This is a genomic window from Leptospira soteropolitanensis (genome assembly GCF_026151655.1).
Taxonomy (GTDB): domain Bacteria; phylum Spirochaetota; class Leptospiria; order Leptospirales; family Leptospiraceae; genus Leptospira_A; species Leptospira_A soteropolitanensis.
In genome coordinates this window covers 124,975-150,086 of the sequence record NZ_JAMQPN010000008.1, presented here as the reverse complement: position 1 = coordinate 150,086, position 25,112 = coordinate 124,975, and the positions used below count along the sequence as shown (strand labels likewise).

General features: G+C 38.5%; 27 protein-coding genes and 3 tRNA genes. 20 read left to right on the top strand and 10 right to left on the bottom strand.

All coding sequences use genetic code 11. From position 1 onward, the window contains the following. Positions 1 to 95: 95 nt before the first annotated feature. The 6 genes from ND811_RS15865 (at position 96) to ND811_RS15840 (ending at position 2,435) form a co-directional block, all read left to right on the top strand. On the top strand, positions 96 to 704 hold the full coding sequence (locus ND811_RS15865; RefSeq protein WP_265352858.1) for a hypothetical protein: 609 nt from the start codon (positions 96 to 98) through the stop codon (positions 702 to 704). A 1-nt stretch (position 705) separates the two neighbouring features. After that, a complete protein-coding gene (gene surE, locus ND811_RS15860) occupies positions 706 to 1,446 on the top strand; it encodes a 5'/3'-nucleotidase SurE (RefSeq protein WP_265352859.1) in 741 nt (246 codons plus the stop codon). 5 nt (positions 1,447 to 1,451) lie between these two features. After that, positions 1,452 to 2,123 (top strand): tetratricopeptide repeat protein, encoded by a 672-nt coding sequence (locus tag ND811_RS15855; protein ID WP_265352860.1) that lies wholly within the window; start codon positions 1,452 to 1,454, stop codon positions 2,121 to 2,123. 59 nt (positions 2,124 to 2,182) lie between these two features. Beyond that, a tRNA-Pro gene (locus ND811_RS15850) sits at positions 2,183 to 2,254 on the top strand. 17 nt (positions 2,255 to 2,271) lie between these two features. Next, positions 2,272 to 2,345 (top strand) — tRNA-Arg (locus tag ND811_RS15845). A gap of 18 nt (positions 2,346 to 2,363) precedes the next feature. Continuing rightward, a tRNA-His gene (locus tag ND811_RS15840) sits at positions 2,364 to 2,435 on the top strand. A gap of 454 nt (positions 2,436 to 2,889) precedes the next feature. On the opposite strand, the gene ND811_RS15835 is transcribed toward ND811_RS15840, so the two are convergent. Next, a complete protein-coding gene (locus ND811_RS15835) occupies positions 2,890 to 3,363 on the bottom strand; it encodes a DJ-1/PfpI family protein (RefSeq protein WP_265352861.1) in 474 nt (157 codons plus the stop codon). 225 nt (positions 3,364 to 3,588) lie between these two features. On the opposite strand from ND811_RS15835, the gene ND811_RS15830 reads away from it, so the two are divergent. After that, positions 3,589 to 3,885, top strand: a complete 297-nt coding sequence (locus ND811_RS15830) for a DUF805 domain-containing protein (RefSeq protein WP_265352862.1) — start codon at positions 3,589 to 3,591, stop codon at positions 3,883 to 3,885. 136 nt (positions 3,886 to 4,021) lie between these two features. On the opposite strand, the gene ND811_RS15825 is transcribed toward ND811_RS15830, so the two are convergent. Together ND811_RS15825 and ND811_RS15820 are read right to left on the bottom strand one after the other, a co-directional pair. Beyond that, positions 4,022 to 4,429, bottom strand: coding sequence for a DUF1801 domain-containing protein (locus tag ND811_RS15825; protein WP_265352863.1), 408 nt, complete (start codon positions 4,427 to 4,429; stop codon positions 4,022 to 4,024). A gap of 148 nt (positions 4,430 to 4,577) precedes the next feature. After that, positions 4,578 to 5,702, bottom strand: a complete 1,125-nt coding sequence (locus ND811_RS15820; protein ID WP_265352864.1) for a tyrosine-type recombinase/integrase — start codon at positions 5,700 to 5,702, stop codon at positions 4,578 to 4,580. A gap of 283 nt (positions 5,703 to 5,985) precedes the next feature. Here ND811_RS15820 and ND811_RS15815 point away from each other — a divergent pair, with 283 nt between their 5' ends. Next, a complete protein-coding gene (locus ND811_RS15815) occupies positions 5,986 to 6,201 on the top strand; it encodes a hypothetical protein (protein ID WP_135696576.1) in 216 nt (71 codons plus the stop codon). A 186-nt stretch (positions 6,202 to 6,387) separates the two neighbouring features. Here the strand turns inward: ND811_RS15815 and nadB are convergent, their stop codons facing one another. Further along, on the bottom strand, positions 6,388 to 7,989 hold the full coding sequence (gene nadB, locus ND811_RS15810) for an L-aspartate oxidase (RefSeq protein WP_265352865.1): 1,602 nt from the start codon (positions 7,987 to 7,989) through the stop codon (positions 6,388 to 6,390). Between the two features lie 49 nt (positions 7,990 to 8,038). Beyond that, the gene (locus tag ND811_RS15805) at positions 8,039 to 9,877 is read right to left on the bottom strand and encodes a S41 family peptidase (protein WP_265352866.1); all 1,839 of its coding nucleotides are present in this window, start codon (positions 9,875 to 9,877) and stop codon (positions 8,039 to 8,041) included. Positions 9,878 to 9,989: 112 nt separating this feature from the next. On the opposite strand from ND811_RS15805, the gene ND811_RS15800 reads away from it, so the two are divergent. Further along, a complete protein-coding gene (locus tag ND811_RS15800) occupies positions 9,990 to 10,997 on the top strand; it encodes a tetratricopeptide repeat protein (protein ID WP_322113479.1) in 1,008 nt (335 codons plus the stop codon). Here ND811_RS15800 and ND811_RS15795 read toward each other — a convergent pair. Further along, positions 10,966 to 11,745 (bottom strand): pyridoxine 5'-phosphate synthase, encoded by a 780-nt coding sequence (locus ND811_RS15795; RefSeq protein ID WP_265352868.1) that lies wholly within the window; start codon positions 11,743 to 11,745, stop codon positions 10,966 to 10,968. The two genes, ND811_RS15800 and ND811_RS15795, sit on opposite strands and share 32 nt — an antisense overlap. Positions 11,746 to 11,849: 104 nt before the next feature. Between ND811_RS15795 and ND811_RS15790 the strand changes: the two genes are divergently transcribed. From ND811_RS15790 to ND811_RS15745, 10 genes are all read left to right on the top strand, one after another. Continuing rightward, complete coding sequence (locus tag ND811_RS15790) at positions 11,850 to 12,314, top strand: FYDLN acid domain-containing protein (RefSeq protein ID WP_265352869.1); 465 nt, start codon at positions 11,850 to 11,852, stop codon at positions 12,312 to 12,314. Beyond that, a complete protein-coding gene (miaA, locus tag ND811_RS15785) occupies positions 12,311 to 13,201 on the top strand; it encodes a tRNA (adenosine(37)-N6)-dimethylallyltransferase MiaA (RefSeq protein WP_265352870.1) in 891 nt (296 codons plus the stop codon). Before ND811_RS15790 ends, miaA begins: the two co-directional genes overlap by 4 nt. A gap of 22 nt (positions 13,202 to 13,223) precedes the next feature. Beyond that, positions 13,224 to 13,475 carry an RNA chaperone Hfq gene (gene hfq / locus ND811_RS15780; protein ID WP_135571899.1) on the top strand — a complete coding sequence of 84 codons (252 nt, stop codon included), beginning with the start codon at positions 13,224 to 13,226 and terminating at the stop codon, positions 13,473 to 13,475. A 52-nt stretch (positions 13,476 to 13,527) separates the two neighbouring features. Then, entirely contained in the window at positions 13,528 to 14,598 is a 1,071-nt protein-coding gene (locus ND811_RS15775; RefSeq protein ID WP_265352871.1) for a mannose-1-phosphate guanylyltransferase, read from the top strand. Positions 14,599 to 14,769: 171 nt separating this feature from the next. Continuing rightward, positions 14,770 to 15,507 carry a hypothetical protein gene (locus ND811_RS15770; RefSeq protein WP_238734468.1) on the top strand — a complete coding sequence of 246 codons (738 nt, stop codon included), beginning with the start codon at positions 14,770 to 14,772 and terminating at the stop codon, positions 15,505 to 15,507. Positions 15,508 to 15,539: 32 nt separating this feature from the next. After that, positions 15,540 to 16,019 (top strand): chemotaxis protein CheW, encoded by a 480-nt coding sequence (locus tag ND811_RS15765; RefSeq protein WP_265352872.1) that lies wholly within the window; start codon positions 15,540 to 15,542, stop codon positions 16,017 to 16,019. Between the two features lie 31 nt (positions 16,020 to 16,050). Beyond that, positions 16,051 to 16,767 (top strand): phosphate signaling complex PhoU family protein, encoded by a 717-nt coding sequence (locus ND811_RS15760; protein WP_265352873.1) that lies wholly within the window; start codon positions 16,051 to 16,053, stop codon positions 16,765 to 16,767. Positions 16,768 to 16,856: 89 nt separating this feature from the next. Continuing rightward, positions 16,857 to 17,468: a hypothetical protein gene (locus tag ND811_RS15755; protein WP_265352874.1), complete on the top strand. Its 612-nt coding sequence runs from the start codon at positions 16,857 to 16,859 to the stop codon at positions 17,466 to 17,468. A 21-nt stretch (positions 17,469 to 17,489) separates the two neighbouring features. Beyond that, entirely contained in the window at positions 17,490 to 18,587 is a 1,098-nt protein-coding gene (locus ND811_RS15750) for a methyl-accepting chemotaxis protein (RefSeq protein ID WP_265352986.1), read from the top strand. Continuing rightward, positions 18,584 to 18,913: a hypothetical protein gene (locus ND811_RS15745; RefSeq protein ID WP_265352875.1), complete on the top strand. Its 330-nt coding sequence runs from the start codon at positions 18,584 to 18,586 to the stop codon at positions 18,911 to 18,913. Before ND811_RS15750 ends, ND811_RS15745 begins: the two co-directional genes overlap by 4 nt. Before the next feature lie 31 nt (positions 18,914 to 18,944). On the opposite strand, the gene ND811_RS15740 is transcribed toward ND811_RS15745, so the two are convergent. Together ND811_RS15740 and ND811_RS15735 are read right to left on the bottom strand one after the other, a co-directional pair. Beyond that, a complete protein-coding gene (locus ND811_RS15740; protein WP_265352876.1) occupies positions 18,945 to 21,398 on the bottom strand; it encodes a PAS domain-containing hybrid sensor histidine kinase/response regulator in 2,454 nt (817 codons plus the stop codon). Positions 21,399 to 21,458: 60 nt separating this feature from the next. Further along, complete coding sequence (locus tag ND811_RS15735; RefSeq protein ID WP_265352877.1) at positions 21,459 to 22,127, bottom strand: hypothetical protein; 669 nt, start codon at positions 22,125 to 22,127, stop codon at positions 21,459 to 21,461. A gap of 128 nt (positions 22,128 to 22,255) precedes the next feature. Between ND811_RS15735 and ND811_RS15730 the strand changes: the two genes are divergently transcribed. After that, entirely contained in the window at positions 22,256 to 24,340 is a 2,085-nt protein-coding gene (locus ND811_RS15730) for a tetratricopeptide repeat protein (RefSeq protein WP_265352878.1), read from the top strand. Here the strand turns inward: ND811_RS15730 and ND811_RS15725 are convergent. Beyond that, positions 24,324 to 24,866, bottom strand: a complete 543-nt coding sequence (locus ND811_RS15725; RefSeq protein ID WP_265352879.1) for an LIC_12238 family plasminogen-binding lipoprotein — start codon at positions 24,864 to 24,866, stop codon at positions 24,324 to 24,326. The genes ND811_RS15730 and ND811_RS15725 overlap by 17 nt on opposite strands. 53 nt (positions 24,867 to 24,919) lie before the next feature. After that, positions 24,920 to 25,108: a hypothetical protein gene (locus ND811_RS15720; protein ID WP_265352880.1), complete on the bottom strand. Its 189-nt coding sequence runs from the start codon at positions 25,106 to 25,108 to the stop codon at positions 24,920 to 24,922. Between the last annotated feature and the right edge of the window lie 4 nt (positions 25,109 to 25,112).

The following is a 25,112-nucleotide window of genomic DNA, read 5'->3' as shown; positions in this document are numbered from 1 at the left end:
TTTTTTGGAGATAACTCTCATGTATCCAAAATCAGATCTCTCATTCAATCTCAAGTTTTGGTTATCTTACCAACAGCACTCGGAAAATTAATGTTATGAGAGATTTTTTCTTCGATTTAGTTGATGTTTTAGAATTGGTATTTTTGGATCCCCTTCGTTATTCGGAGGAGGTCCAGGAAATCCCATTTGCAGCAAGTCCTGTATCCAGTTGGATGTTTTCCATCCTTTCCGCCTTGTCTTTGTCAGTTGGTATGAGTATTCTTTCTGCTCCATACACCATTTCGACTATTTCGTTTTTGTTTTTTGGTTTTATTGCCAATTTGTTTTTGTTTCGTTTTTTCCCTTTTTTTTATGCTTTGGTCGCAGATTATTATGTACAAAAAAAAGGAAGATCGCCAAAACTTTTATTTTTGATTCTTTTTGCGAGACACTCAGTCGTATTGTTTTTGTTATTTGCTCCTGTTTGTATTGTATTTCATGCTTTGGGACTTTCAGGACTTGGAACGGGCTTTTTTCTACTTTTGAGTTTTATTTTGTTCTACAGTTTGGTTGTTTCTCGCGGGCTCAAGTCCATCTATGAACTAAGAAACCGTGATTCCCTTCGGTTTTCGTTTTATGCACTTGGCCTTACCATTCTATTTCCTTTTCTTATGAATTTGTATACGGCAACTAGTATACTCCAATCGATTTCAGGCGGTTTTTAGTTTGAATTTACTGATCACAAATGACGACGGAATTTCTTCCGCCGGAATTAAAGCTTTAGAACGTATTCTTGGAAAATCTTATCAAACTTATCTCATTGCACCATTGAAAGAACGTTCTGTGACTTCTATGGCGCTTACCGTGTTCCAAGGGATGCGTGTGGAGCGAATCAATGACAACCATTATATTGCCGACGGCTTTCCTGCCGATTGTGTGAACATTGGACTGTATGCAGAGATCTTTCCGAAAATTGACTTTGTGATCTCTGGGATCAACAGGGGTGTGAATATGGGTTATGATGTCCATTATTCCGGAACTGTTGGTGCGGCAAAACATGGAGCTCTTCATGGGATTCCTTCTCTTGCTGTGAGTTCTGGTCGGATTGACCCAGAGGATGGTTATGAGAAAGAAGCAGAACTTGTTTTATCTTTTCTTTCAAAATACAAATCACAAATCCAGTCCGGTGAAGTTTGGAATCTAAACTTTCCTCCCGAAATTTCTGGATCAGGTTCGTTAGACGAAATTGTATTCACTCGTCTGGGCAGGCGTCGTTACTCTGAAAAGTATGAAAAAAAACAAATCATAGAAGGTGTCAGCGAATTTCAATTAAATGGAAGTTTGCTTGGGCATGATGATGAAACGGGCACTGATTTTGAAGCCTATTACCAAGGAAAACTTCCTGTTACACCCATCCAATTGGATCTCACTGAAAAAAAACGATTAGCGGAATTACAATCCAAATAGAACTCATGGCAGAAGAAACAGATTACCTCGGTTATATGAACAAAGGCAATTATGCTATGGCACTGAATCTTTTGGACCAGGCCTTACTCCAAAATCCAGAAGATCCCATCCTTTTGTATAATTTTGCTTTGTGTTGTTTTCAGACAAAAAACTTTAAAAAATCGATTCAGGTTTTGGACCGAATCTTAAGCGAGTATCCGGGATTCATTGAATTAGATAATGTGTACCGCTTAAAAGTATTTGCCCTTGTGGAATTAAAGGATTGGGAAACAGCCGAGTCCATTATCAAAGAGAGATTGCAAGTTGCTGTGGATGATCCAAAACTATTGTCTTTTTTGGCCCATGTTTATGAATACACACATCGCTTGGAAGAGGCCATAGAAATTCACAGACGGATTCTAAAGCATACTCCCGATTACAAAAACAGTTTGAACTCACTTGGATACCTGCTTGCTTTGAAAAAAAAGCTAAATACGGAAGAACGTTCGGAAGCCATTCGGTCTTTAAAAAAAGCATTGGAACTCGATCCCAACAATCCGGCCTATTTGGATTCCTTCGGGTATTTCTTGCAAACCATTGGAAAACCAGAGGAAGCTTGGAAAGCCTATCGCAAAGCCCTACAAAAGAACCCAAACCATCCCATTCTCCTCGAAAGACTCAAGAACCTGAAGAAATAAATCTCCCTTTTGTTGACACAGTCCTTCTTCCAAAAACACTGGTGTTTCAAGGACTTTCTCGGGATGTAGCGCAGTGGTAGCGCATCTGTTTTGGGTACAGAGGGTCGCAGGTTCAAATCCTGTCATCCCGAATCAGTTGGTTCTATCTGACCCGGTAGCTCAGCTGGATAGAGCAACTGCCTTCTAAGCAGTTGGTCGGGGGTTCGAATCCCTCTCGGGTCGATGATTGTTCTAGAAACGGTGGATGTAGTTCAGCGGTAGAGCCCCGGTTTGTGGTACCGGTCGTCGCGGGTTCGAATCCCGTCATCCACCCATTAAAAAATTTCCCCTTCAACGATATAGTTTTTCAGCTAAGGGTTATGGGTGCCTCGCGTTCGTCTGACCCTCCGTGGCCAGAGCTCCCGCCCGCATCCATCCGTGGATGCTTTTCGGCGCCCATAACCCTTAGCTGAAAAAGATTCGAATTCATAGGGAAATTTGGTACGAATAAAAAGTTTAATAAGATACTAAAGATTGGGGTTCGAACGATTTTGCGATAGAGTTCGAGTAGGAGAAAAATGCAAGACACCTTGCATTTTTTCCGTTAAGCGAGAACGACCGAGCGCAAGGATTTGCGAGCTCTCGCCAAAGACGGCCCGGAACGAGTTGTGCTATAGTACCATTGGTCGTTTAACACCAAGGGATCATAAATGAATATGTTTTATAGTTTAGGTTGTCGTGAAATTTGGGAATCAATCGTAACTCGACGAATCAATATCTTTACAAATTATCTTTTTTCTGGACTCCAATCGTATTCCATACGTTTTGCGGTCCGAGTTGCTACTTCCAAACCAAATTGTTTTTGGAGAAGGTAAAAACTCAAATGGATACCGGAGGAAATTCCACCCGATGTAAGGATTTTCCCACTATCAGTATATCTAACGTTTTCTATCACATTTAATAGTGGATAATTGTTTTTTAGAGTATTAACATCCATCCAATGAGTAGTGACTTCTAAGTAGTCTAAAAGCCCTATTTCTGCTAATAAAAAAGCTCCCGTACAAACAGAGGCTAAATGCTTAACTTTTGAATATTTTGCTTTAATCCAACTAATGATTGTTTGATTTCTAATCTTTAACTCTTCGGCGCCGTATCCTCCAGGGACTATAAGAATTTCCATCCGAGGGCAATTTGAGTATTCAAAGTTAGGCAAAACCATCAATTCGTTACTTGCTTGAAAGGGAAAAAGGTTCTTTGCCACTAGAAATAGACTACACAATTTCCTTTGATCAGTAGTTACTGCGAGCGAAACTACTAACGAAGGGACCAGTAATGTCCATTACTTCTACTTTAGGGAATATGAGTATTCCTATTTGCAACATGGATAAAAACCCTCTTTTTTTACTTTACATGATTAAAAATTAATTTCTAATATGGGTCGTTTGTAATGAAACAAAATAAGTAATTTCGTGGAAGGTAAAACGATATGTCATTCCAAGATGCGATTAAGGTATGTTTTCAAAAATATGCTGATTTTAGTGGCAATGCGAAAAGGCCAGAGTTCTGGTGGTGGGTAGTCTTTTGTATCATCATTAGTGCGATACTTAACATGTTCCTTCCTATCATTGGTGGAATCTTTTCCCTAGCGGTCTTGTTGCCTAGTTTGAGTGTAGGTTCCCGTCGTCTACATGATGTGGGAATGAGTGGTTGGTGGCAATTGATTGGTCTAACTGGAATTGGAATTTTGGTGCTTATTTATTTTTGGGCACAAAAGGGAAAATGACAATCGGTTTTTTTAAAGTTTAGGTTCCCTATTTTGCGTTAAGGGGACGTAGGGCTTGGTCGCCTTCCATTGTTAAATGGTAGGCGACGGGAGCGTTAGCGCACCCCGAAGTGACCCGGCCCTTTTTTATAGGGATTTAATAACTGGTCCCATTGGGAACGCGCTGCTTTTTCTTTTTAAAAATCTTCTGATCCACTTCTAATGCATTTTTTATAAAAGTGATTAAGTCTAATTCGTTGATTTCTTCCTTTGAATGGTAGGTGATACAATAAACTTGCTTTCGATTTTCTCTTTCTAGTTTTTGATTGGGATCGTTTAACAGATAACCATTACAAAATCCAAACTGCACGCCAGATTTTGGTCCTGGCTTAATGGAAGCCGGCCAAATGAAACAAACTCGACTATTTTGAAAGTAGTAAAGGACGGAATAGGAAATCCTTTCTTCGAGACTATCAAATGGTTTTAAAATTTCTTTTAACCGCAATATAATAGAAATCTCGGTTTCTGTAAGAGATGAATAGAATTGTTCGAATTTATCTTTCATTGAGTTGTTATGGATTTTGTCTATCTAGTGACGAATGAATAGAAGAGTAGGGAAAATTTTTCGTCAACCCATTGTTTGAAGGAAAAGGAACTTTTTGGATAGAAATGGATTCGATTAAAGTGACCGATTAGAAAAAGTGATGATAGGTTTAGTCTTTTTTTTCTGGCAAAAGGATTATTTTTTCTTTTGCGTTTGGAATGCGGTCCAAGGGACTTATAATATTCTCTAAGCGACTTCTTGCTACTTTCGTATAAATTTGTGTGGTTCGGACACTAGCGTGTCCGAGTAATGTTTGAATCATTCGTAAATCGGTTCCCAATTCTAATAAATGCGTAGCAAAAGCATGTCGCAAACTATGGAAACTAACCTTCTTTTTTATTTTTGCCTTCTGCGCAGCATTTGTGAAGATACTTTCCGCAGTACGAATGTTTAGTGGTCTATTTTTCATACCTGGGAATAACCAAGGATTCGCTTTAACTTCGTTATAACTTTGTTTTAGGAGTAAGTTGTATTCTCTTATTTTTAGATATTCTTTTAATTCTTCAATGAGTGTGGTAGCAAGAACAGTATATCTATCTTTTTTGCCTTTGCCTTGATTGACACGAACCATATTTCGTTTTAAGTCTATATCGGTTATTTTTAAATGAATCACTTCGCTCACGCGTAATCCTGAAGAATAACTGATAAGGAGTAACATTTTGTGTTTTTGGTTTGGTAAAGCGTTGAAGATGGCTCTTGTTTCTTCTGCGGACAAAACTTCTGGGAGTTTAGATTCTACTTTCATCTTGGGGAATTTTAGATGAGTGAACTGCTTTCTGACCTCACGAAAATAAAAGATAAAGGCTTGTCTTGCGGAACGAACACTAGAGGATTTTGCACCACGCTCAATAACTAAATGGTCCAAATAATTTTCTAAATCCAACAATCGTATATTGGATGGAAGTTTTTCTGTAAACAATAACAATCGAAATAGATGAGAGTAGTATGTTTTTCTTGTACAAAAACTTAAATTTCTTTCTCTGGTTGCTTTGAAATAGTCTTGTAGTATCCCACATTGTTTCGGAATTTCTCTTGGTAAAATTCTGATATCATGCTGCTCAAAAGCATCTAATAATTGTTTTATAATGATTGGATCGTTCGGATAAGACCAAGTTCTATTTACAGGATGGTAACAACCTTTTGGAATCGATTTTGCAATAGATACAAAAATTTCTGAAAATCGAAATCGTAAATGAAATCGATTGTCATCGAGTGAATAACGAAGTTTTAACATTTGGCACCTAACCTTGTATTTGTATTTTAGTTAGGTGGAATCTCTTTGGTTTGGTTCTTATAATTTAAAGTTTTGTTAGTTTTTAATGGAGTTTCGTATATTTTCCGGAGTTGGGGGTGAATCTAGTATCCCCGCCCTGACTTTGGGAGGGGTTCTAGACCCGCCACCCAATGTGTTCCCTCTATCACAACCCAATCAATTTCGATAACCAAAACTACTTTTGCAGCTTTTTTTTCTTGGAAAGTTCGCATTCTCGCACAACCTAGAGAGAACAAGGAGACTTATGAACCTAATCACTGTCGGACTCGGCGTATTTTTTATTCTCTACGGAACCACCACCTATATCCTTCGCATTTACAAGCCGAGTTTTTTTTGGAAATTAGAGCCGATGAAACAAAAATGGGGCGAAAAACGCGGATACTTCATCCATGTATTTAGTTATTCCATCCTTCCCATCATCTTAGGAATTGTTTATACCATTCTTGGGTTTCGAGGTTAATTGGTGTTTGGTGAAATTTTCCGGATTTAAGATTTATAATACCAACCATTTTTAGTTAGGTGGGCGCCTCCGATTTTTCCTTATTCAAAAATTTTAACTAAAAAGGACCGGGCCCTCCGCTGCAATCTTTCTCTTACGAGAAAGGATTTCCGCTAGGGTCCCTGGCGCTTAAGTTTTGTCTGTTCTTTAGAGTTTGTGAGAAAGGATGGTATCTTGTCTTGATGGAGTTCTATCTTCTGGATAGTCTGTACTATAATGCAGTCCACGACTTTCTTTTCTTAGGAGTGCTGAACGAACAATGAGTTCCGCAACTTTCACTAGGTTTCTAAGTTCAAGTAATCCAAGAGAGACAGTGGTTCTATTGTAATAGTCCTTTACTTCTTCGGAAATTAGCTTCAAACGACGGAGTGCCCTTTCGAGTCGCATATCTGAACGCACAATTCCAACGTAGTTACTCATAATGGTTTTGATTTCGATAAGATCATGTGAGATGAGAACCCATTCTTCTGTATTGGTCGTTCCTTCTTTGTTCCAATCAGGAATAAGATCTGTTTCGGCAGAATAACTTAATTTTCCTTGGGACCGAATATCTCCAGCAATTCTGTGCGAAAAAACAAGGCACTCCAACAAACTATTTGATGCTAATCGGTTTCCGCCGTGAACTCCAGTGCAAGTTGTTTCCCCACATGCATATAAGTCGGCAATATTGGTTCGTCCAAGAAGATCCGTTGCCACACCCCCGCACATATAGTGAGCCGCTGGCACTACTGGGATGGGATCTGTTGTAATATCGATACCAAGTTTTTTACATCGTTCATAAATTGAGGGAAAGTGGTTAATGATATCGTTTGCGGGTCTATGAGTGATATCGAGAAGGACATGGGGTTCTCCTCGTTTTTTCATCGTATCATCGATGGCACGAGCCACAATATCACGCGGTGCTAGTTCTCCCAATGTATGATAGTCTTTCATAAAAGGTCTACCACCTATCTCTCGTAAGATGCCACCATGACCGCGAACAGCTTCTGAAATTAAAAAACTATTTCCCTGTTCATGGAAAAGGGAAGTAGGATGAAATTGATAAAATTCCATGTTTTTAACAATGGCACCCGCCCGGTAAGCACTCGCCACTCCATCACCAGTCGCGATGTTTGGATTGGTTGTGTGTAAATACACCTGACCTGCACCACCCGTGGCTAAAATTGTTTTTTTAGCTAAGACTGGAAATACTTCTCCTGTTTCTGTATCTACAATGTAGGCACCATAACATCTAAGAGGAAGATTGTCTTTGTCCTTTAAATGGTGTTTGGTGATTAGATCTACACAGGCATGGTTTTCTAGAATTTGAATGTTTTTATTAGCATGGACATGGTCAAGTAGCGACTGTTCAACGGCACTACCTGTTCTGTCAAGTGAATGGATGATGCGATTTTTGCTATGACCACCTTCGCGCGCAAGATCCAGTTCCCCTGTTTGGTTTCTGGTAAACGGAACACCGAGTTCTAGAAGCTCCCGAACCCGTGTGGGTCCTTCTTCGACTAAAACTTTCACCGCCTCTAAGTCACAAAGACCAGCACCTGATTCTAAGGTATCTTGGATATGTTCTTCGAACTTATCCTTATCATCGAAAACGGAGGCAATTCCCCCTTGCGCATAATTGGTATTGGATTCGTAGTCTGCTTTTTTAGTAACAACCACTACAGATCCAAGCGGAGCTAATTTGAGGGCGGTAAATAAGCCACTCACTCCGCTTCCAATGATCAAAAAATCCGATTTAATTCGTGTCACATGATTCCCAATTTATTGAATGCTATTCCCTTATGAAAAGAGATTAGGATTACTTTGTATTTAACATTCCTTCGATATAATCCAAACTTCTAATTAACATATAGTCTGGTTTAATAGCATCGTTTGCATGTGATTTTAAGAAAGCATCTGCCTTCCCATTTTTCTTTGCATATTCTTTGATCGCATTGACATTGAATTTGGATTTTACCACTCCTTCGTGTGGGATGAGTGGAAGGTGGTTCCACATATCCTCTTCACGATAACGGAAAGGAAAACTGCCGTCTGGTTCTTCTGAAACTTCAATGTCTGGAGATACGCCTACGACTTGGATCGTTTTTCCAGACGGGGAGTAGTATCTTGCATTTGTAATTTTAAGTAAGTAATCAGGATTGTTTTCTAAGTTATTTAAACTTTGAACGGTTGCTTTACCAAAAGTTCTTTCCCCAAGTAAAATCCCTCGGCCGTGGTGTTGGATCGCACTTGCTACAATTTCAGAAGCTGAAGCTGATTTTGAATTGATTAAGACAACTAAAGGTAGTTTGGTGATATCTTTATTCTTTGCATATTTTTCTTCATCACTTCGGAATGGAGTTCTTGTAAATACAATCATTCCTTTTTCGATAAACATGTCTGCGATATCAATGGCGAGGTCCAAATATCCACCGGAGTTTCCGCGTAGGTCTAAGATCAAAGCCTTCAATGGTTTTCCACCTTCTTTAGCTTCTTGTTCCATCTCCACAACCGCATTCGCAATTTGTGTATCAATGGGAGCTTCGCCAGGTCCTGGTTTTACGAATCCAGTGAGTTTAATATAACCAACTTGTGGGTTTTCTTTTACGATATGATGGGTTACGTTTTTAATCGTAATTTTATCGCGGATCACTTCAATATCAGTTTTTCCGGTATTCCCTTTTCTTGTGATAGTAAGGACTACTTTTGTTGCTTTCGGTCCTTTGATTTTTTTAACTACTTTATCGAGCGTTAAATTTTTAATTACTTTTCCATCGACTGCGACAATCGTATCTCCACTTCGGATTCCTGCTTTCACGGCTGGGCTTCCTTCCAATGGGTTTTCCACTACCACTTCTCGACTACCACCACCAGATAAAATCGCTCCAATTCCTTCAAAAGAACCATCGCTGATTTTCGCCATTGATTCTTCCCACATTTCTTTAAGGAATACATTAGAATGAGGATCTAAAGAATTCAAATATCCATTCGCAGCAGCAAGAAATACTTGTTCCATGCTGAATTCTTTTTTATCTTCCTCTTCTTCAGGAAGTTCGCCATCAAGTTCTACAAGTCCTTTGAGGACGGGAGTTTTGTATGTTTCTAAATTGTCTTGGATGTAAGTAATGACTCGGTCAAATTCTTTCCGTGAGAAATTAATTTCTTCCCATTTTGCTGCGATAACAGATTTTTTCAGTTTTTCTTTTTCGATGAGTTTTTTGACTTCTGCATCAGAAAGTTTTCTATTTTCGTTTTTCTTTAATTTCTCTTTTTGGATTTTTTCAACAAGAGTGTAGTCAGGATCAAATAACACAAATTTGTCGGAAGGAGAAATTTTAAAAGTTTTCCCAGGCCAAAGATCCTCTTTGTCGTCATATTTTTCCCTCTCAGCGAAATAACTTTCTGGGTAAATATACAGCGGGTGTGGCATACTGAGAACGGCAAAAGAAGCCGCATCAGTAAATGCTCGGTTTTTATTGATGTTTTTATCAATATAGAACTTATCCACAGATTTGACCACTGTTTCGAAGTCTTGGTAAGTAAAATTGGTTACACGGTTAGGCGCTTTTTTGGCTTCCGGTTCGCAGGAAATAAAGCCTACAGGAAGGGCAAAACTAAGTAGGGTGAAAAAGGAAAGTAGGTAAACAATTCGTTTCAAGGGATCGCTCGTAAAGTGGATAGATTATCCTAAGAATTTCCGATTTTCCAGTCCATGCAACTCAAAAAAATTCGGGACAAATCTAGGACACACGTATATCATAGACGGTGCCATGCGCCCATTCGTTGTCCTGATTTTCACTCTTTCCTTGGGGTTTTGTACATCAGAACCTCAGAAAAACCCTACCCGGGATCCGTACAGTTTGGAAACCCTCATCTTCTTGGAAGAGGTGCTTTTGGATGTTTGGGAGTCCGCAGATACAAGAGAAGCTGCCATATCTCGACTAAGATACGTTTGCCGGACTCGAGATACGGATGATGGTTATTTATGTTACACATGGGGACTATTGGAATACCACAGGGGAAATTATTCCGAAAGTTATACTGCCTTTAGAAAGGCTCTAGAAAAAAATCCCAATGATAGTCTCTATAAAAATATGTTAAGAATTTCTGCAGAAAAATCAGGAAATATTGCAGATCTCAAGGCCCATTCCCGAGACGGAGAAGCACTGGCGGTATTCACAGAAACACAAAAACTTTGTAGGGAAAACAAACCGCCAGAGTTTGTTTCATTTCAACTTCTTGCAGAGCGTGGAATCCTTACCAAAGAATCTTTGCGTCGGGGAGTTCTTGCGGATTGTTTCCAACGTCTAAATGATGTAGACAAATCTAACATTCTAAAAGAAATTCGCCTTTCCTCGATATCTTATAAAGAGCGTCTTTATGCCGATCAAATGAAATCGGATCCTTTTTCTAAGATTTGGGATACTGCCAACTACCACAGAGGAGAATCGGGAAAAGAGGCGGCTGGTGCGAGTGCGGGAGTGGTTTCAGTGAGTTCTTCTCTCGGCACAGAAGCGGGAGTTCCCTTACAAGGGACAACATTAAAATCTGGGACCGCGATCACTGACTCTTGGAAAAAAGTGAAACTGGCTTCTGCTTCAGGCAATGAAGCACAGGCACGGGACGCCCTTCGCAGTTTCCTTTCTGAAATCCAAATTGCAAAAAGAAAAGGAAAACTCGAAGGACAATTGGCCCTCGCACTAGAAAGAGCGGCAAAGTTACTTTTAGAACAAGACCCGCAGTATGCTAAGTTGCGTTTCCTTGCGAAAGAACTTTGAGATATTCTTTTATCGTTTTTTCCATTCCGTCCACAAGGCTTTGGCTTACCAGTCTGTGGCCGATGGATACTTCCACTAAATAAGGGAGTTTTGCAAATAGTTTCAAATTATTAGTATCCAAATCATGTCCTGCATTTACGCCTAACTCAAGTTTGTTTGCTTCTATTGCCGCTTTTTCGTATTCTTTAAAACTTGATAAACCTTCTTCATGTGATTTTTCATAGGCAGAAGCAAAAGGTCCTGTATAAAGTTCGATCCTATCAGCTTCTAAATCTTTCACTAACTTATATTGTTCAAAATTGGTTTCCATAAACAAAGAAACGCGAATTCCTTCATCGTGAAAACGTTTGACCATAGAATTTAAAGTTTGGAACACTGTTTTGTCTTTTAAGTCGAATCCATGATCGGAGGTGATTTCACCTGGTTTTACAGGAACTAAGGTAGCCTGGTCTGGTTTGGCCGCAAGGACTAGGTCTAAAAAACGTGCACTCGGTTCGCCTTCGATATTAAATTCTTTTTTGGGAATTCCCTTTTTTAGCAAATTTTCGTTGTAAGATTGTAAAAACTCTCTTATTTCGAATACATCCTGTTTGGTGATATGCCTTTCATCCTCTCTAGGATGGATGGTTAAGCCGTAGGCGCCTGCATTCAGGATAATCTCTGATATTTGAATGACATTGGGAATGGATCCACCACGAGAATTACGCAAGGTGGCGATCTTGTTGACATTGACACTTAATTGGGTCATAGGAAAAAAAAAACTTTTCATTAATTTTCATCCAGGAGAAAACCGTCCAATTTCAAAAAGGTTGTCCCCGAGAGGGGATTTCCAAAACTGTCAAAAGTACGTTTATGGTCGCAAAAAAAGCAGTCAAGAAGCAGGCCCCGCCCAAGAAAAAAGCGGTAGCCAAAGAAAAACCAACTAAGGATGCAAAGTCCGCTTCCCCGAAGGAAGAGAAAAAAAAGCCCGTGGCTGGTGCTAAAATCCCCGCTACGAAGGCTAAGGCTTTGCCAGCTCCGAAAGCAACTCCCGCGGTAAAAATCGATCCCAATAACCCTCTGGGAAAAAAGTTCAGCTGTTATTCTTGCGGAACTAAGTTTTATGATTTGAATAAACCCGAAAAAAAATGCCCCAAATGTGGTGCAGACCAATTGGCCAAACCCGCTATCAAATCTCGTATGGCTGCCATTCGCAGTTCCGAATACGAAGTGGAAGAAGAGGAAGAACCAGTTTTGGAAGAAGATGAACTCTTAGAAGAAACGGAAGAATTGGAAGAGACCGAAGAAGAGGAGGTCGTAGCCGAGGAAGAGGAGTGATCCTTCCTGTCCTTGGTGGACCTACTGGTTCCGGAAAAACCGCACTTACCCAAACCCTTGACCCTAATCGTTACGAAATTGTTTCTTTTGACTCACGCCAAGTCTACCGGGATCTTCCGGTAGGCACAACGGCTCCCACTCATTCAGAGGCTAGTTACATCCGCCATTGGCTTGTTGGATTTTTAAATGCCAATGAGTCTGTCAATGCCAGCCAATTTTCCCTTTGGGCCCGAGAGGCAATCAATGATATTACAGCACGAGGAAAAATTCCATTTTTGATTGGTGGTACAGGATTTTACCTCCGAGCATTTCTTTTCGGGATGTTTCCCGTACCAAATGTACCTAAAGAAACCAAAGACTATGTTTTGAATCTTCCATTGGAACTGGCAAGGGAAGAGTTGGCCTCTCGAGATCCCAAAGCCCTCGCCTCTTTACCACTCCAAGATGGTTATCGAATCAAAAGAGCTCTCGAAGTGGTGCTCACTGGAGTTTTATGGTCCGATGTTTCCAGGGAAACTGTGGGTGGATATTTAAGAGATCATCCAGATGTCCAAATCATTGGACATTGGTTGGATTGGCCCCGCGAAATACTTTACCAAAGGATTAATGTTCGGGTCGAACAGATCGCCACGGGTATGTTAGCGGAGACGAAAGAAGTAATTTCTAGATACGGGTCGGACTGTCCGGGCCTTCGAACCTTAGGTTACAATTTTGCGCTTGCATTCCTAAATGGAACCATAGACATTAATACATTCATTGAGCAGCTGGCCCAAAGCCACAGGAATTATGCAAAACGACAGATCACTTGGTTCAAAAAAGATCCGTTACTTTCGCCCATTTCTTTCGAAGCCGCTGTCCAATTGTTTACAAATATAGATAAAATATAGAGAAAAACACTCGGGATGTCCAATGTCGGCAAAAAATAATATCCAAGACCAACTTCTAAATACTGCAAGAAAGGAGAAAATTGATCTCACCATCTACTTGTTAAACGGAGTTCCGCTGAAAGGAAAGGTTGTCAGCTTTGACAACTTCACAATCATCCTAGAAAACGATAATAAACAGAATTTGGTTTATAAACACGCCATTTCAACCATCATTCCTGCAAAACCCATTAAACTCCACAGTGAGGAGACACCGAAAGAAGCGGGAGGGGCCTAACTCTTTTCTGGTTTTCCTCTGTTTGCTTTGCTAAATTCTGGTTCCAAACCCTATGGCAAAATTACCTAAAGAATCCCCGGTTGTTCTCATTATGGCTGGCGGAAAGGGAGAGAGGTTTTGGCCTCGCTCCCGTACGAATTCCCCAAAACAACTCCAGAAAGTTTATTCCAATAAAACCCTTCTTCGGGAGACCATTGACCGTGCTCTCACTATTACCACTCTAGACCGAATTTATATTGGAACCAATGCTAACTTAAAATCAGAGATTCTCAAAAAAGATCCTAAGTTTCCCTCCACCAATTTCATTTTGGAACCAGAGGGCAAAAACACAGCGCCGATCATTGCTCTTTCCGCACTTTACTTTCAGAAAAAATTCGGAAATCCGAACTTAATCGTATTATCAGCTGATGCTTTTATTGACCCTATCAAAGAATTTACCAAAACCATCGAACAAGCCTTATACGAGACGGAAAATGGAATGGTTCTACTTGGCGTGAAACCAAATCGCCCAGAAGTAGGTTACGGTTATATTAGCACAGGTAAGCCAACTGATGTAGGTTATACGGTTAAAGCTTTTTTTGAGAAACCTGATTTTAAAACGGCTTTAAAATACATAAAGAAGAAGAATTTTTATTGGAATCCAGGGATTTTTTTATTCCGCACAGAAACCATCCTTTCTGAATTGGAACGCCATGCTCCCCATATTTTAAATCCTTTAAAAAATGGATTCCCTTTTAAAAGTTTTGGGGATTTAAAAACTGCCTTCCAAATGCTTCCTTCTGAAGCGATTGATACGGCCATTATGGAAAAATCCAACCGGATTCGAATGGTAGAAGCAACCTTCAATTGGGATGATGTGGGATCTTGGATGTCACTCGAACGCATTTTGCCTGGTGATAAAGAAAAGAACCACCACCAAGGAAAAGAAGTGTTATATCATAAGGCTTCAGGGAATATTTCTTCTGTTCAGAAGGAACTCATTGCCTTTCTCGGTGTGAAAGACCTCATTGTTGTGGAAGAACCAGATGTTCTTCTTGTCACTTCACGTGAAGGAGTGGGCGATATCAAAGCGATGTTATCCACAATGAGGAAAAATAAAGTTTTACAAAAGTACCTCGACTAGAAATTTGACAGAACAGGCTTGATATAAGGAGGAAGGAATGCCTTCCGGAAAAAAGAGAAAGCGTAGAAAAATCGCAACCCACAAACGTAAGAAAAAACGCAGAGCCAACAGACACAAAAAGAAGAAATAATCTTTCTTCAGTGACTTAATGTTTCCTCCGATAGATTTGTTATGAAGCAAGTCTGGAGGAAACAGAAACCCCGCACACCCGGTTTCATCCGAGCATTTATCCTGGAAACACCTCTCGGGGATGTCCTGGAGGCTGAGTTTAATTTTCACGAACGACTCGTTCGGTTAGCTGTAGAAATCAAAGAAGAGAAAGGGCGTATGTATGGTGCCACTGTGAAAAACGGTACTGTACAAGGTGAGAAGGATATTACTTCTGGCCGTGCTTACCCTGTCTTTCGAAAGATTTGGCCCTTTCGCGAATACTTTAGTACCCTTCCCGATAAAGACATGCTGGCATGTATCGGAGGGGCGTACGAAATATACCCTCCCTTTGTACCAGATACTCCAGAAAAAGGTCGATCGCAAAGATTTCCTTTGGAGTCTGCTTTATTTCCATCCACTCGGTATGATTCCATTTTCGGGATTGTTCGAGAAACTCGTTTCCAACGTTGGAGAAGAGAGCGTCGTGAGGCCAGAGAAGCTCGAGGATCGCTCTGGTTGCGTTTTAAGAGACGGGTCTGGGGAGATTTGCAAGATATCTGCATGGGCGTCGGATTTGGATGTTTGGTCTATTATCTCTACTATGATTATGTCGTATTAGGATTGACTTTAGGCATTTTAGGTATGGCGGCTGGACTTCTGGATTTTCTTGTCAGAAAACGCTCCGTCCTAATGACAAAAGTGTTGTCATTTCTTAGTTTCGGTTCATATTTTTTCTATAACGGCTACGTCTACTTCTAGGGAGTGGGCTAGTCCATTTGTAGAAAAGAAATATGGCAAAAGAAACATCATCGGCAAACCAATTCATTCATGAGCAGTACATTATATTCAATTTGGGTGATGAAGAATATGCGATTCCCATCACTATAGTCGAAGAGATTGTCAAAATCACTAACCTAATCCGTGTTCCGCAATCCAAAAGTTATTTTGCAGGTATTATGGACATCAGAGGAAAAGTCGTTCGAATGATCGACCTGGCCAAACGTCTCAATATTAAAAATATTACCGATGGTGCTGCTGACCGTGCCATCGTCATCAACGTATCTGGTAAGTCCATCGGCGTGATTGTGGACAAAGTTTCACACGTGGTTCATTTTCCAGCCAACCAAGTAGACCCACCGCCACCTTCTGTAAAAGGAATTTCTTCAAGGTACATTACTGGTGTTGGGAAAAAAGACAATAGGTTCATTATCTTAATCGATATTGAAAAAATCCTCACTGTGGAAGAAATCACTGAGTTGGCAACCGTCTAACTAAAACTAGGTTTCACTAAAATTGCCAGATATGATTATTTCCAAGTTCTATTACTTAAGAAAGAATTTATATTCTATGGCGGAGCTTGTATTAGAACAGGTAATCCTATTAAGTGAGGCCTTAGAAGCGGATGATTATGAACAAGCCGAACGTATTGTCGAGCGGGATGATCTCATTGATGATTTAGAAAAGGAAAACGATAACCTTTCTCAAAATGCGATTTTGGAAGCAGTCAGTAATCGTAATATCCTCGGTATGGGTGATGTGGACAATGATATTGTTTTGAAAAAAGATCCACTCCGGTTTGCTCTTTCTGCCATTCGGATCACAAGGAATATGGAGAGGATGGGAGACCAAGTAGTCAACTGTGCCGATGTATTTCGTCATAAAACTATTCGAAAAGGTCTATTCAAAAACGAAGAACCCATGACTCTCATTTTATCTCGGGTGACTACACTTGCAGGAATGGCAATTGAATCCCTTGTTGAAGAAAAAGAAAGGTTTATGGGTAGTGTGAATACCTTAGAAGATGAATTGAATGCCCTTTGTGACCAAGCATTCCATAAGTATCGCTGCATTCCCGATATGGAAAAACAAGAATTTGCTGATGTGTATCGAATCATTCTCGCTTTAGAAAGGTTAGGTGATTATGCGGTGAACGTAGCAGAAGAACTTGTCCGACTCAATACGGGTAAAGACATCCGCCATTTAGAAAACGTAAAAACCAAAGCCTCTCATTTTCCTTAAAATAAATTGACAACTTTTATAGGAAGGTATTAATTTCCTTCTCTATGACTTCAAATGGACTTCGGCAGAACCAGAAAAGAACGGGATTTATGTTTCCTTATCTTCTTATCACTAATTTAGATCCTTTTCTATTTTTTGTTGGAATGTTCCTTTTGTTTGGATTAGAAAATTTTGAATCCATCCTAAAAATTCTAATCTACTTAGCTCCACCAATCATTGGTCTTCATGCCATTTTATTCTTTTTTAAAAATCGGGAATTTCGAAAACAAATGCAAAGGCCTGAAGGGATTATATACACAGAAAAAGAACTAAAATTCATTCGGAGTTTTGCAAAGTCTGGAGCTTTGAACATTTTGTCCACTAATGTAGGTGGACCCATTCTTACCATGTTACTCGCTTACCATTATGGTTTGGTAAAAACTTATGGGGAAGTTGTGTTTTTTATTATTCTCGGGGTAATACTTGCGATGGCGATTTCTTCTATATTTTATGTAACTGTTGAAAAGAAACTTTATGAAACTTATATCCAATTTAATTTGCCTCCACTCAGTTTGTTTGCTAATTTGCTTTTCCCGATATTTGCAACATTTGCCATAGGATATTTTATTTTTTCATTTTATATCTACTATCAATTCCGTTCACAAGTAGACGTTCATCATTTAGAAAATATCTGTATTGGGTTGAGTTTTTTTATACTATAGATGATTGGTCTTTTGTTTTTTGTGATTTGGAATTTAACGGGAAATACTTCAGCAACCATTCGTGATGTTTCAACTATGTTAAAATCATTTTCAGACGGCGATTTGCGTTCAGAATTAAGACTAAACCAAACAAAAAATGAAATTGGTCTGATCTCCGTTTATTTGAACGATGCGAAATTAAAGTTAAATCGATTGATTGCATCCATTACCAAACACTCCAAAAAAATAGAAGAGGAAGCAAAAAACTTAGAAATTCTATCCGCTGACTCTGCAGAACATTCGCAAATCCAAGCTTCCTCTTTGGAAGAAGTTGCAGCAGCTTTAGAAGAAAACGGGTCTTCCATTAATGGAATATATTCCGATGCACTAGAACAAAAAAAATTAACAGCCTCTACCAACGAATCCATCATTCATTTATTTACTTTGTCTTCGAGTTTGAAACAAGTTTCATTGTATGCAAAGGAAAAAGCTGATTCAGTAGAAAATGAAGTAACAAAAAGTGCAAAATCGATTATCATGACCATTGAATCAAGTGAAGAGGTAGATAAAAATGCTATCGAAATTGGTAAGATTCTTGCAATCATTAAGGAAATTTCTGAACAAGTCAACTTACTTGCATTAAATGCATCGATCGAAGCAGCGAGGGCCGGTGATATGGGTAGAGGATTTGCCGTAGTTGCTTCCGAGGTTGGGAAATTGGCAGAAAGGACTGCCTCGTCAACAAAAACGATTTCGGATTTGATTAAACGAGTGTCTGCTTCGACCGCACTTTCTGTTGAATCAGTTAGATCGGCCAATGAAACTTTTAAATATCTTTCCGAGAGTGTTATTGAAATCATCAATAGTATTGATAAAGTCAACCAAGCAAATTTAGAACAAATTACTGAAGTAGAAGAAATTCGTAAACAATCAGAACATATTGTGAATCGTTCTAGTTCTGTTTCTTTTGCCACGGAAGAACAAAAAAAAGTAAATGAGGAGATGGGAGCATCCGTCCATCATTTAGCAAATGACACGGCGAAGTTGTCATTGATGTCTGAAAAAACCGCCAAATCTTCTGCTGAGTTAAATTCTCTAATTGTCGAATTAAACAAAGAATTATCTTTGTTTAAATTGTGATTTCTGCGACATTTATTTTTAAGCAAAAAACTTCAGATGAAGAATTTCAAACATTAGATAGTTCCATAGAATCCTTTGTGGAAAATCATTCTGAATATTTAGGAAAAGACCAATGGTCGGACCAGGAAAAGGGAACGATGGCGGTAGTATATTATTTTCAAACGCAGAAAGGTTTGGATGCTTTAAAAACATTTTCTGATCATAAAAAAGCAAAGTCTCACTATTCAAAATGGTATGAAGGTTACCAAGTGATCATTGCAGAAATAACCAATTGTTATGGAGATGGAAACTTAGATCACGTGACAAATCGATTTAAGAAAGATTAGATTATCTGAAGTTTTGAATGATAAAATAGGATTATGTTTGTTGTTTTTTAAGAATTTCGCTATAGGTATTTAGTAAATTTTCAATATAAAACGGCTTTCCTATAAATCCATCCATTCCTACGGCAGCACATTTTTCTTTGTGTTCGTTTAATACATGTGCTGTGACGGCAATGATGATAGTTTTATTTGGTTTTGTTTGTTCCAATTCTCTGATTTTTAATGTAGCTTCAAACCCATCCATAACGGGCATTTCACAATCCATAAGAATGAGATTATATTTATTTTGTTGGAAAAGATTTACGGCAACTTCTCCATTTTCAGCGACATCAAAATTGATATTGTGTTTTTTTAAGAGTCCACCAATTACTTTTTGGTTTAATATATTGTCTTCAACAATCAAAAACCTTTGGTTTGTAAATGTTGATTCAACAATCTTAGGTAAAAATGATTCTGATTCATAAACTTTATCTAAGTCGGAAGGATTATCATAGGGAAGTTGACACCAAAACAAACTTCCTTTTTTTAGTTGGCTCTCCACGCCGATGGTTCCTCCAAGTAATGAAGCCAACCTTTCCGATATAGCAAGACCTAAACCTGTTCCTCCATATTTGCGAGAAGTGGATGCATCCGCTTGTGAAAACTTTTGAAAGATAAATTGAATTTTTTCATTTGGTATACCGATCCCTGAATCTTCTACTTCAATACGTATCCATTGATTTACTTTTTTGAGTCGAAGGATTACATAACCTTTTTCAGTGAATTTAATAGCATTTCCTAATAAGTTGAAAATAATTTGTCGGATTCTGCTTGGATCGGAATAAATAAATTGTGGAACGTTCGGACCAATCTCCAGTTTAAGCTCAATCGATTTTGATTTGGATTCAATGGATAATAAATCAAAAATTTCGGTAACAGTAAGACGAATATCAAATTTCATTTTTTCAATTTTTAGCTTACCTGACTCCATTTTCGAAAAGTCTAGGATATCATTGAGGATGGTAAGTAATGACCTCCCTGCGGAAGCAATGGATTGTACGAGGGATTCTTGTTCTGGATCTAAGTTTGTTTTTAAAAGAATTTGTGTAAGTCCGATCACTCCATTTAAAGGAGTTCGAATTTCATGACTCATGGAAGCTAAAAATTCTGACTTAGCACGGTTTGCAATTTCTGCCGAATCCTTTGCGCGTTCTAATTCTTTGTGAATTTCTTTCGTTAAACCAATATCTGTGGATATTCCGCAAAGTGCGTAAATTTCACCCATTTGATTTCTTAATGGAATTTTAACAGTGAGAAAAAAATATGTTTTACCGTCCGTTCTATTGGTTATCTCTTCTTCTGCATGTAATGTTTTCCCTTCTAATAAAACAGATTTATCGTTACTTAGAATTTTTTTTGCCGTTTCTTTTTCTAAGAATTTATCGTCCGTTTCGTTGAGAATATCTTCCAGCGGATATCCAAATAGATCGCAAACTGCCTTGTTTGCAAAAAGATACCGAGCGTTGTTATCTTTTAAATAAATACAGGCAGAAACATTATCTAAAATGCTTCGGAGTTTTGATTCGCTTTCGATTAACCTTTGTTTGCTAGATTCACCTTCTTCATACAGTTCTTGTAATCTTTTTTGTGTTATGTTTAAACTATGTAGTATAGAGTTTTTAATCAATGAGGGTTTGATAGCACCAGAAAAATTACCTTCTCCTAATGAGGATATTCTCTGGAAAGCTTCATCAACGCTGCCTCCAATGATTGTCTTTAGTGATCTATGTGTTAGAAATAGACTTAATGCAAAAAATATCCCTGCAGTGACGAGGATGGTCTTTAAAACAAAAACTTTTCTTTTTGCATCTAGTATGGCTTTTGTGGTACGATCATTCAATTGATAGTATAAATCATTAATAGGTTTCATGATCTCCGCTTTTGCGCGAAGATAATTCTCATCGAATAATAAATTGATAACATTCGGATCTGTTTTGTTTCCATTTTTCATATCCCTTTCAACAAGAGACATTGCTTTAAACTCAATTTTAGTTAACTCATCTGATTTGCTTTTAGATTCTGAAAGTAACAAAAAATCTGAAGCAAGAAAGTTAGCTTTTTTCATTAATTCGTAAATGCTAATTTTTTCACCTTCGTCCGATGGTGGTGGAAGTTTGTCTGCAATGACAAAGTCCCAATAGGCATAACCGTAATTTTTGGGACGAGGACGATCCCCATTGCGGATATCCAAAATCATTTGGAAATATTGTTTATACTTTGGGTCCCTTTGGATGACATACAACCTTACTAAATTTGTAAGTTGGTCTGACGATTGCCTAAGTTCATTTGCTATGCGTGTGGATTGGTAACGATTTTCTTCTGCCTCATCGATGTTTCGTTCACTGGCGGTATAAAATAAAAATGCAATTGTGACAAAAATAAAAAGAATAATGTTCGAAAGTAAGTATGGATATAACCTACCTCTGTTCGTCCAAATTCCCTTCGGCATGGCAAAATAATAAGGAATCTTCGAGAACGGTAAACAATAATATTGGCGGTGCTTTTAAGATTAAGTTTTTCCCTCCATGTAAGCTTGTAATTCTTGTTGTAATCCCTCAGGAAGGCTCAAACCCCGAGCCCGTATCCTCTCGTTATACTTATTGAATGACATTCTGTGTTGGTTGGTGTTTAGGTAACCTTCTAAGGCGTCGGCTGCCCAAGGTATAATTTCTTTCACAAAGTCATGATTTTCTTCTAGTTGGTCGCAAAATGGGATAAAAAGTGGGCGATTGACCGGCCTACCTATGTTTCTATAAAATAATAAACAGTATAAAGTCTCATCACCGAGAACGGATTCTGTTCGGATTTTTTCTTCTACGTATTTTAAATTGATAGTATCCAAATAATCAATGTTAAATGTTTCTGGAGACAATCTTTTTAAAACAAATTTAGAAATTTCTGTTTTTACGAATGATAAATTGGTACAGTGTGTTGGACAACAACTTTGGTCTTTATGTAAATCGCATTCTAAAAGTAAAATGCAGTCAACGTCAGAGGTCGGATCTACAATGCCAAAATTAATGGATCCCAAGAGTTCCAAGGCAACTTCATATCCTTTGCGCGACAATTCCTGGGTGGCAAGTCGGAACGCTTGCATACGTTTTAAGGCGTATTTGGTATCATAATTTCGGTATTTGTTTTTTAGGACGAGATACCGTTCGACAATGTTTTTTGACATAAGAGATCCAGTTCTTCTGGTCGATTGGCTACAGTGAACGCCAGTCATTCCATTATACAACCCCTTTTGCTTGTTGGATTTTGATTTTTCGCCGATACTTAAATTCAGGGGGGAGCGGCAGAGAAAAAATGAAACTTGGCTTTCTTGGGAAACTTGGTGGATTTGATCCATTCTTAAAAAAGGCAAATGATTTCCTTTTTTACGCGAGTTACTTACCTTTTTACCTGTCCTTCTATGTTTTGCTTTCCCATTTTGGTGGGTTCGGTGCCGTTTGGGCCGGAGAAGAGGACAGGCGAAACCCTTTGTCTGGACTATATTTATCTCCCTTGCAAGTGATCTCTACAGAAGAAATCCAAACCTTGGATTCTGAAAAAAGAATTCCCATCGACGAAGATTCTGGAATCGCCCTTAGGGAAGAGCCAAAACCATTAGATCCCAATGCGCCGGAAGTTCCTGTCATCCCAGGTGCGGATAACCCGGTGGATGCGGGAGTAGAGTCAGGACCTAAAAATCTAGAAACTAAGATCCGTGAGGCGGAAGGACTCCTTAAACGTTATTACAGTCAGTTCATAGAAGAAAAACGAATTTGGGAAGACCGAGAAAAGGGAAATGTATATAACTCACGAACGGAGATGAATGATATTCGTCTTTTGTTATGGCAGAGCACACATAAAAATACAGAAACTTATATTGTTCGAGACTCTCCACTATTATACCAATTGCATATAAGGCTTGCACGGTTGTATGTTGAATCCGAAAAGTATGCACCTGCCTTAAGACATTATCTTGCAGCCTTTCGATACCACCCACTGGAAATGACAGAAGAAGGATTTCGAAATGGAGAGTGGCAAAAAGAAGACGTTCTCGGATATGATGCGAGTTCTGCGAAAGAACATGATCGTTTATATAACGAATGGAAACAAGCAGAACAAAAATTAAAAAAAACAAAAGATGAAATTCACCTCAAAGAAAGCAATTGGATTCGAGAAGGAAAAAGTTTAACCGATTTGGCGCCTCAATCAAAAATTTGGAAAGAGGATGTTCGCCTAGCAGATGAAAATCGAAAAATAACAAAACAAAGGTATGATGAATCCGTAAACCAACGATATTTGGTTTATCTAAACAAACGAAAACAAATTGAATCAAACGACCTTTATGCCTTTGCCAATGTGGTTCGTAAACTAGAGGATGATAATAAAGAACGTCTAAAAATAGTCAACAAACTGGGCACTGCCGGAAAAGGGATCTATGTGTTGTTTGATTATAAAAGAAATACTGATTTTTTTGCATATGAGTTAATTCTGGAACGAGCTTACAGGTTGTGGAATGAAAATCCTTTGGTGCTTACGGATATAGCTGAACAATACAGGCAAGATGGTAAAAAGGAAAGAGCTTCTGACTTTTATGAAAAAGGTTTGGCAGAACTTTTAAAAGTGAAAAATCCTACTGCGGAAGAACAGGAAAGAATCATAAAATCAAATTTACGTTTAGCCACTCTCAATGCGGATTTAAAAAGAAATATATTGGCAGGACAATACTACGAAAAGTTTTTTAATTTATCTCCTGATTCCATTGATAAAACAAGAGTATCCTTTGAAATTGGAGTTTTTTTCAATTTGCAGATTGGGGACCCAGATCGAGGAGCACCTTTCTTGGAATACTGGTTGGAAAGAAATAGTAAGGATTGGAATCCTTCATTAGATACAGATACCGGGCTTACCGAACTTGAATCCATCGCCTATTATTATTTGAGCAAAAAAGATAAAAAATACAAACGAAATGAATTAGAACGTAATAAGCTAAATATTTCCTTTTCTCAATGGAAGCGGTTAGATGAAAAGATGGTCCTTGCTGAAAAAGAACTCAATGATTTGATTGAGAAAAAACAAAATCTTAAAAAAGATCTTATGGTCACAACACTTGATGATATTCTTTCACAATATCGATTGATAGATTTAAAGATTGAAGACCAAGAAGCAGTCATTCGTGTATTAGAAACCAAAAGAAATAAAATTCCATTGATAAAGATATTGTTTCGGCTAGGTGTATTAGCTGAAGAGAGCAGAGACTTCGTGAAAGCCAAGGAATTTTATGAACTTATCGTTAATAAAGGAGGCGAAACGGATATTCGAGTTGCTTTAAAAGAATTGGAGCGTGTAAAAAGAATTTTAGAAACAGGAAATATACAACCTCCGATCAGCGAGAGTATTTAATAATTTCATCTGTCTGGTCGCCAGCTAATTCTTGTTCCAGATTTTCCTGTGTATAACCTTCGTCTGGTAAAACGCGAAACTTCACTTCATCTACTGTATCACCTTCATGAACGATTTTAATTAAATATTCACCAGTCCGTAACAGAGAAAATTCATCTCTTATCGCAAGGGAATCTGGCTCTACTCTTTTTTTCTTGATATCAATTTCTACGAAATCTAGTTCATAACGATTGAGAGAAATGTAGAAGTCAGTTTCCAAACCAGGACTTCTCGAAAATTGATAAACATAATGAATGGTGTCTGTAGGAGAAAAGATAAGATCGTCTCTCATCATTTTATAATCGGTGATGGTTTGAATGTGTTTTTCTAAAATATCCATCTCTTCCATTTTGGTTGTGGTCCAACCAAACTCACCTTTCGGGACTCCACATTGGATGAGGGTGATAGTAAAAAGAATAGGGAGAAGGGGAAAAATATTTTTAGATAAAAAACGAATGAGGGGATTATGAATCGAATTCTGTCTCATCTTACTATGATTTTCGACAGAATTTTGGATTCTCCTGTTAGGAAATCACCACTTTAATCGATTATTTTTCCTCGGTCAGAGATATCTTTCTCTTTTGGTTTTGTCCAGTCAGAAGGTTTTGGATATCCTTCCTTTTGTCTATTTCCCAATTCTTCCGCAATTTTTGCCGGTAAAATCAGGATCCGACTGACCCAACGTAAAATCAAAAAAAGCAGAATCGAAAGGACTATGATTTTTGCCATATCA